Below are 5,634 nucleotides of genomic sequence, written 5' to 3' on the forward strand. Positions count from 1 at the left end.
GATCCGCTTGAACTTCCGCTTCGGACGGGTGCGGTCGAGCACCGCCACCTCGAGCTGGGCGGCCGGCAGCTCGCGCGGCGCACCGTTCGCCCCGCCGACGCTGCCGAGGGCGTCGACGGCGATGCGCAGGGCGTCCTCGAGCGACTGCCCGGCGACGAAGGTCTCCTTCACCTTGGCGTTCAGCGCCTCGGCCGGGCCGCCCATCACCAGGAAGTCCGGCTCGTCGACGATCGTGCCGTCGTAGGTGAGGCGGTACAGCTGGTCGTCGTCGGGCGTCGCGCCGACCTCGGCCACGCAGATCTCGACCTCGTAAGGCTTCTGCTGCTCGGTGAAGATCGAGCCGAGGGTCTGCGCGTAGGCGTTCGCCAGCGCACGGGCCGTGACGTCGCGGCGGTCGTAGCTGTAGCCGCGCAGGTCGGCCAGGCGGATGCCGGCGACCCGCAGGTTCTCGTACTCGTTGTACTTGCCGACGCCGGCGAAGCCGATGCGGTCGTAGATCTCGCTGACCTTGTGCAGCGCCGAGCTGGCGTTCTCGGCGACGAAGAGGACGCCGTCGGCGTAGGTCAGCACGACGACCCCACGTCCGCGCGCGATGCCCTTGCGCGCGTACTCGGAGCGGTCGCGCATGATCTGCTCGGCCGAGGCATACAACGGCAGGCTCCTGTCAAGTCCCCCGGTCAGCTGCCCGGCCGGGCGGCGCGGTCGTCGAGGATGGCGCGGACGGTGGCGGCGAGCTCGTCGTCGCCCACCCGCTCGGTGCCGTTCGCGGTGGCGAGGCGGACGACCGGGTAGATGCCGCGGGTGATGTCCGGGCCGCCCGTGGCGGAGTCGTCGTCGGCGGCGTCGTAGAGCGACTCGACGGCCACGCGCACCGCCGCGGCGCGGTCGAGGCCGGGGCGCCAGAGCTTCTTCAGGGCACCGCGCGCGAACAGCGAGCCCGAGCCGATCGAGTGGTAGTACTGCTCGGGATAGCGGCCGCCGGTGACGTCGAAGCTGTAGATCTTCGCCGCCTCGGCCGGGTCGGTGGCGTCGGGGTCGTAGCCGGCGAACAGCGGCACGACGGCGAGGCCCTGCATCGCCTCGGCCAAGTTGCCGCGGATCATCGTGGCCAGCCGGTTCGCCTTGCCGTCGAGGGTCAGCTGCGTGCCCTCGATCTTCTCGTAGTGCTCGAGCTCGACGATGTAGAGCCGGACGATCTCGACCGCCATGCCCGCGGCGCCGGCGATGCCCACCAGCGAGTAGTCGTCGGTGGCGAAGACCTTCTCGATGTCGCGCTGGGCGATCAGGTTGCCCGCCGTGGCGCGTCGGTCGCCGGCCATCACGACACCGTCGGCGTAGATCAGCGACACGATCGTGGTGCCGTGCGTGATGACCGCGCCGTCGGGCACCTTGCCCGGCATCAACTCGGGCGCCGCGGCCGCGAGGAACTCGGTGAACGACGAGGAACCGGGTGCGGTGGCGAAGCGGAGGATCCCGGTCGGACCACCGGCTCGGTCATGGTTCACGCTGCCTCCTGCTCGCGTCTGGACGTCGCCGTCGACCCTACTCAGTCGCGGGTCGGACGCTCGTCGGCGCGGTCAGGCCGCGCAGACGTCGTCCGGACCGCCGGGCGTGCCGGGCGGTTCGGGCCGGTTGGTCTCGTCGAAGCCGCCGTCGAGGCCGAGGAGGAGCGAATACGGCGGCAGCTCGGCGAGCGGCTGCTCGGAGTGCCTGCGCAGGTACTCGATCGCCGCGAGCATGAGGTCGGGCCGATCGCGGAACTGGCCGAGCGCGCCGTTGCAGTTGAAGCAGAGCAGCGCCCGGACGCGGCCGGTCACGTGGTCGTGGTCGACATGCTCGGCCGGCGCCGCGCGGCAGATCGCGCAGAGGCCGTGCTGTTCGGCGAACATCGTGTCGAAATGCTCGACCGTGATGCCATACCTGCGGCGCAATTGATAGTTCCGATTGCCACCATGTCGCTCGACCGACACCTTGGTGCGGATGTTGAAGCACGGCTTGCAATAGGAGCCGTAACCATCGGTCGTGCTGCGATTGCGCGGGAATTGATCCTGTGGCTTGACCTGCTCGCAATCCGGGCACCAACGGTGCCCGTCCGGCACACGGAGATCTCGTGGCCGCTGCTTCAATTTCCTCGGGCTCAGCCGCTTCCGGCGACTCGCCTCATCGCGGGCGCGTCGACAGAGCGTGCAATAGAACGCCAAGCCGTCTCGGCGACGGGAATCGCGCGTGAAGGCGCTGGCCGGCTTCTCCTCCTGACAATCAGGGCAGAACTTCTTTTCCGGCGCTTCGGACATTTCGGAGGAACCGGATCACTCCCCGCCTTTTTGGACGAACGCCCTGACGAAATCCTCGGCATTCGATTCCAGAACGTCGTCGATCTCGTCGAGAATGGCGTCGACGTCCTCGGTCAACTTCTCGTGCCGTTCGGCGACGTCGCTGGAGGCCTGGACCTCCTCGACCTCGTCCTCCTGCTTGCGCGGACGACTCTGCCCGCTGTCCTGAGTCGGCATGCTTCCTCCTGCACCTGCGGCGGACCCGGGCGGCCCGCACCCCTTGCCTGTCAGTGCGACGCGGTGTCGCGTTGATGTCGCCACCCTAGCCCGCGGGTGTGACAGTTTCCCGTCCTGTGGATCGGCCGGTCGGACGCGCCGGATGAGCCGCCGCGGCGCCGCCGGGCAGCCGCTACGGTCGGGCGATGAGCGTTCCGCCCGTGCTCGGCCTGGTCACCCTCGGCGTGCGCGACGTCGCCGCGGCCACCGCCTTCTACGAGCGGCTCGGCTGGCCGCTGTCGCCTGCGTCCGTGCCGGGCGACGTGAGCTTCTTCAGGACCGCCGGCGCCACGGTCGCGCTCTGGGGCGACGAGAGCCTGCGGGCCGACACCGCCGCGCCGGCGAACGGCGGCACCGCCTTCCGCGGCGTCGCCCTCGCAATCAACCTCCCGAGCCGGGAGGACGTCGACGCAGGTCTCGCCGCCGCGGTCGCCGCGGGCGGCAGCATCGCCCGGCCGGCCGAGGCGACCGACTGGGGTGGCTACAACGGCTACTTCGCCGATCTCGACGGCCACCTGTGGGAACTCGCGCACAACCCGCACTGGCCGCTCGACGAGCGCGGGCTGGCGCAACTCCCCTGACCGCCGAACGTACTCAACTGATGTTGAGCGCGTGCGTCGCCGTCGAGCCGCCGTCGGCGACGAACTCGCCGCCGGTGCAGTAGGAACTGCGGTCGCTGGCGAGGAAGAGCACCAGCTCGGCGATCTCCTCCGACCGCCCCATCCGCCGCAGCGCCAGCTTCTTGGTCACCGGGCTGAGGTCGACCTCGGCGCCGCCGCCGATCGCGTCCTGCACCATCTTGGTGTCGATCATGCCCGGGTGCACCGAGTTGACCCGGATGTTGTCCGGGCCGAGCTCGAGCGCGGCGACCTTGGTCATGCCGCGGATGGCGAACTTCGACGACGCGTAGGCAACGGTGAAGGGCATGCCGGCCAGCCCCTCGACGGAGGAGACGTTGACGATCGATCCCCCGCCGGCGGCCTTGAGCGCCGGGATGGCGGTCTTCATGCCGAGGAAGCAGCCGAACTGGTTGATACGCACGACGCGCTCGTAGTCGGCGAGCGCGGTGTCGGCGACCGCCGAGAAGTGCAGCACGCCGGCGTTGTTCACCAGCACGTGCAGGGCACCGAAGGTGCGCACGGCGTCGGCCACCGCGGAGGTCCAGTCGTCCTCGGACGACACGTCGAGATGCCGGTAGTAGGCCGCCTCGCCGAGCTCGTCGGCGAGGGCCTTGCCCGCGTCGTCCGAGACGTCGGCGATCACCACCCGCGCGCCCTCGCGGACGAACGCGCGCGCGGCGGCCGCGCCCTGTCCGCGCGCGGCGCCGGTGATGAGCGCGACCTTGCCGTCGAGATCTCCCATGCGAGCTTCCGCCTTCGTGTGTCGAGGGTCAGAGGTGGACGTCGGGCCTGCACACCCGGCAGGTGGTCAGGCCGCTCTCGGTGCCGGTGAGCACGCGCAGGTCGTCGCGGTGCGCGATGAGCGCGCAGTCGCGGCGGTGCACCGTCGTGCCGGCCGGCCCGGCGAGCACCGGCACCGCGCCGGCGTCGGCGAGCTCGGGTGACGCCACCCCCGCCTGCTGACGCGACACGAGATCGGCCAGCACGAGGATGGTGTCGGCGATCTGCCGCGACGACTCCTTCTGGTCGTTGGCGACCTTCGCCAACCACGCGCCGAAGTACAGGAAGCCGCCGACGAAGGCCAGGCCCAGCCCGAGACACCCGCCCGAGATCAGGTAGGGGAACTGGTCGTAGCTGTACTTCGTGTGCGCCGCGCCGTACCAGCCGACGCAGATGAGGATGACGCCGAACGGCATGAGCACCGCGCCACCGGTGAACAGCACCAGCTGCAGCGTGCGATAGCGGTTGTCACGCGCCGCGGCAGGGTTGCTGACGCGCGGCGCCGGCGCGCCCGCGTGCACGCCGTTCGCCTGCGGTGTCGGCCGCGGCGCGGGGCGGGTGGGTTCCTTGACGAACGTCATGGTCGCTTCTCTCAACTCTGTCGCAGATCGGGGACGCCGGTGTCGAGGCCGTAGGCGCAGTTGCGCCCTGTGCCGAGCAGGAGCCCGCCGGCCGTGCGGAACGCCCAGCCGAGCGCGACGGCGAACGCGAGGCCGCCGAGGATGAGCAGCTTCGGCACCGTGCCCAGCGGGGGCAGGCCGAACGCGGCCGGTTGGGCCACCGTGGTGGTCGGCGCTCCCCCACCGGTCGTGGTCGTGGGTGCGCCGGTGCCGGAGCTGATCGGGGTGGTGTAGCCGGTCGTGCCGGTGCCGCCGCCACCACCGAGGTCACTGCCACCGCCGGTGCCCCCCGCCGCCACGCCGCCACCGGTCGTACCCCCACCGGTCGAGCCGTGCCCGGGCGTGGTGCTGCCGCCACCGGTGAGCGGTGGTGGCACGTACGCCGGCGCGGCCGTCGCGGTGGTCGAGACGTCGCCGATGAGGAAGTTGAACCGCGGGCCGAGGTTGAGCAGCGCGGTGACCTGGTCCAGGTTGGGGATCTGGCTCAGGATGTTCGCCAGCGCGCCGGTCAGCGGGGCGAGCGCCTGCTTCACCAGCGCGGTGTCGACCGAGATCACCAGCCCGGTCGACGCGAACGACGCCGTGGCGCCGTCGACGCTCTTGGTGGTCGGCTGGTACTGGAACGAGATGCCGAGCCCGCTGAGCACGTCGGGCAGCTGTGGCACCGGCACCGACGTGCCGGCGAGGTTCAGCCCCTGCTCGTCCAGGCCGATGTCCTTACCCGCGACCGTGACGCCACCGATCGTGAGGTGCGCGGTGTTCGAGGCCCTGACGCCGTTGCTCGTGCTCGACGAGGTGACCTTCACGTCGTGGATGCCGATGATGCCGCCGAACAGACTGATGTCGGACGCGGTCGCCTCGGCGGTCGAGGTGATCGACGACGCCGCCAGTTGCACGGTGCTCTCGCTGTGCACGTTCGCAAGCGTCATGACGCCCGCGAGTTGCGCGGGCACCGGCACCGGCGGCGTCGCAGGCAGGCTCGGGCAGTTCTTCGGGTCGGGCGACAGGGCCTGGCACAGGCCGTTCCCCGCGCCGCTCAGCAGGTTGGTACCGCCGTTGCTGATG

General features: G+C 70.8%; 7 protein-coding genes and 1 pseudogene. 1 reads left to right on the forward strand and 7 read right to left on the reverse strand.

Annotation, left to right across the window (positions count from 1 at the left end):
- The 4 genes from prcA to ACTHMS_RS13755 form a co-directional block, all read right to left on the reverse strand.
- The coding region (prcA, locus tag ACTHMS_RS13740; RefSeq protein WP_440307243.1) for a proteasome subunit alpha at positions 1-681 on the reverse strand (681 nt) is incomplete at its 3' end.
- On the reverse strand, positions 678-1,505 hold the full coding sequence (prcB, locus tag ACTHMS_RS13745) for a proteasome subunit beta (protein ID WP_440307237.1): 828 nt from the start codon (positions 1,503-1,505) through the stop codon (positions 678-680). The genes prcA and prcB, both read right to left, overlap by 4 nt.
- Before the next feature lie 72 nt (positions 1,506-1,577).
- Complete coding sequence (locus ACTHMS_RS13750) at positions 1,578-2,294, reverse strand: endonuclease VII domain-containing protein (RefSeq protein ID WP_440307238.1); 717 nt, start codon at positions 2,292-2,294, stop codon at positions 1,578-1,580.
- Positions 2,295-2,309: 15 nt separating this feature from the next.
- The gene (locus ACTHMS_RS13755; protein WP_440307239.1) at positions 2,310-2,510 is read right to left on the reverse strand and encodes a ubiquitin-like protein Pup; all 201 of its coding nucleotides are present in this window, start codon (positions 2,508-2,510) and stop codon (positions 2,310-2,312) included.
- A 185-nt stretch (positions 2,511-2,695) separates the two neighbouring features.
- On the opposite strand from ACTHMS_RS13755, the gene ACTHMS_RS13760 reads away from it, so the two are divergent.
- Positions 2,696-3,130, forward strand: a complete 435-nt coding sequence (locus ACTHMS_RS13760) for a VOC family protein (RefSeq protein WP_440307240.1) — start codon at positions 2,696-2,698, stop codon at positions 3,128-3,130.
- 13 nt (positions 3,131-3,143) lie between these two features.
- On the opposite strand, the gene ACTHMS_RS13765 is transcribed toward ACTHMS_RS13760, so the two are convergent.
- The 3 genes and pseudogenes from ACTHMS_RS13765 to ACTHMS_RS13775 all read right to left on the reverse strand — a co-directional run.
- The gene (locus tag ACTHMS_RS13765) at positions 3,144-3,911 is read right to left on the reverse strand and encodes a glucose 1-dehydrogenase (RefSeq protein WP_440307241.1); all 768 of its coding nucleotides are present in this window, start codon (positions 3,909-3,911) and stop codon (positions 3,144-3,146) included.
- A gap of 28 nt (positions 3,912-3,939) precedes the next feature.
- Positions 3,940-4,530: a hypothetical protein gene (locus ACTHMS_RS13770; RefSeq protein ID WP_440307242.1), complete on the reverse strand. Its 591-nt coding sequence runs from the start codon at positions 4,528-4,530 to the stop codon at positions 3,940-3,942.
- A gap of 11 nt (positions 4,531-4,541) precedes the next feature.
- Positions 4,542-5,634, reverse strand: a pseudogene (locus tag ACTHMS_RS13775) (hypothetical protein); the annotation flags it as partial.

The organism is Jatrophihabitans sp., assembly GCF_051960575.1.
GTDB lineage: Bacteria > Actinomycetota > Actinomycetes > Mycobacteriales > Jatrophihabitantaceae > JBQCEE01.

Excerpts from the sequence above, each read along its gene's own strand:
- ACTHMS_RS13750 (WP_440307238.1), bottom strand. The coding sequence starts at position 2,294 with ATGTCCGAAGCGCCGGAAAAGAAGTTCTGCCCTGATTGTCAGGAGGAG.
- ACTHMS_RS13755 (WP_440307239.1), bottom strand. The coding sequence starts at position 2,510 with ATGCCGACTCAGGACAGCGGGCAGAGTCGTCCGCGCAAGCAGGAGGAC.
- ACTHMS_RS13760 (WP_440307240.1), top strand. The coding sequence starts at position 2,696 with ATGAGCGTTCCGCCCGTGCTCGGCCTGGTCACCCTCGGCGTGCGCGAC.
- ACTHMS_RS13765 (WP_440307241.1), bottom strand. The coding sequence starts at position 3,911 with ATGGGAGATCTCGACGGCAAGGTCGCGCTCATCACCGGCGCCGCGCGC.
- ACTHMS_RS13770 (WP_440307242.1), bottom strand. The coding sequence starts at position 4,530 with ATGACGTTCGTCAAGGAACCCACCCGCCCCGCGCCGCGGCCGACACCG.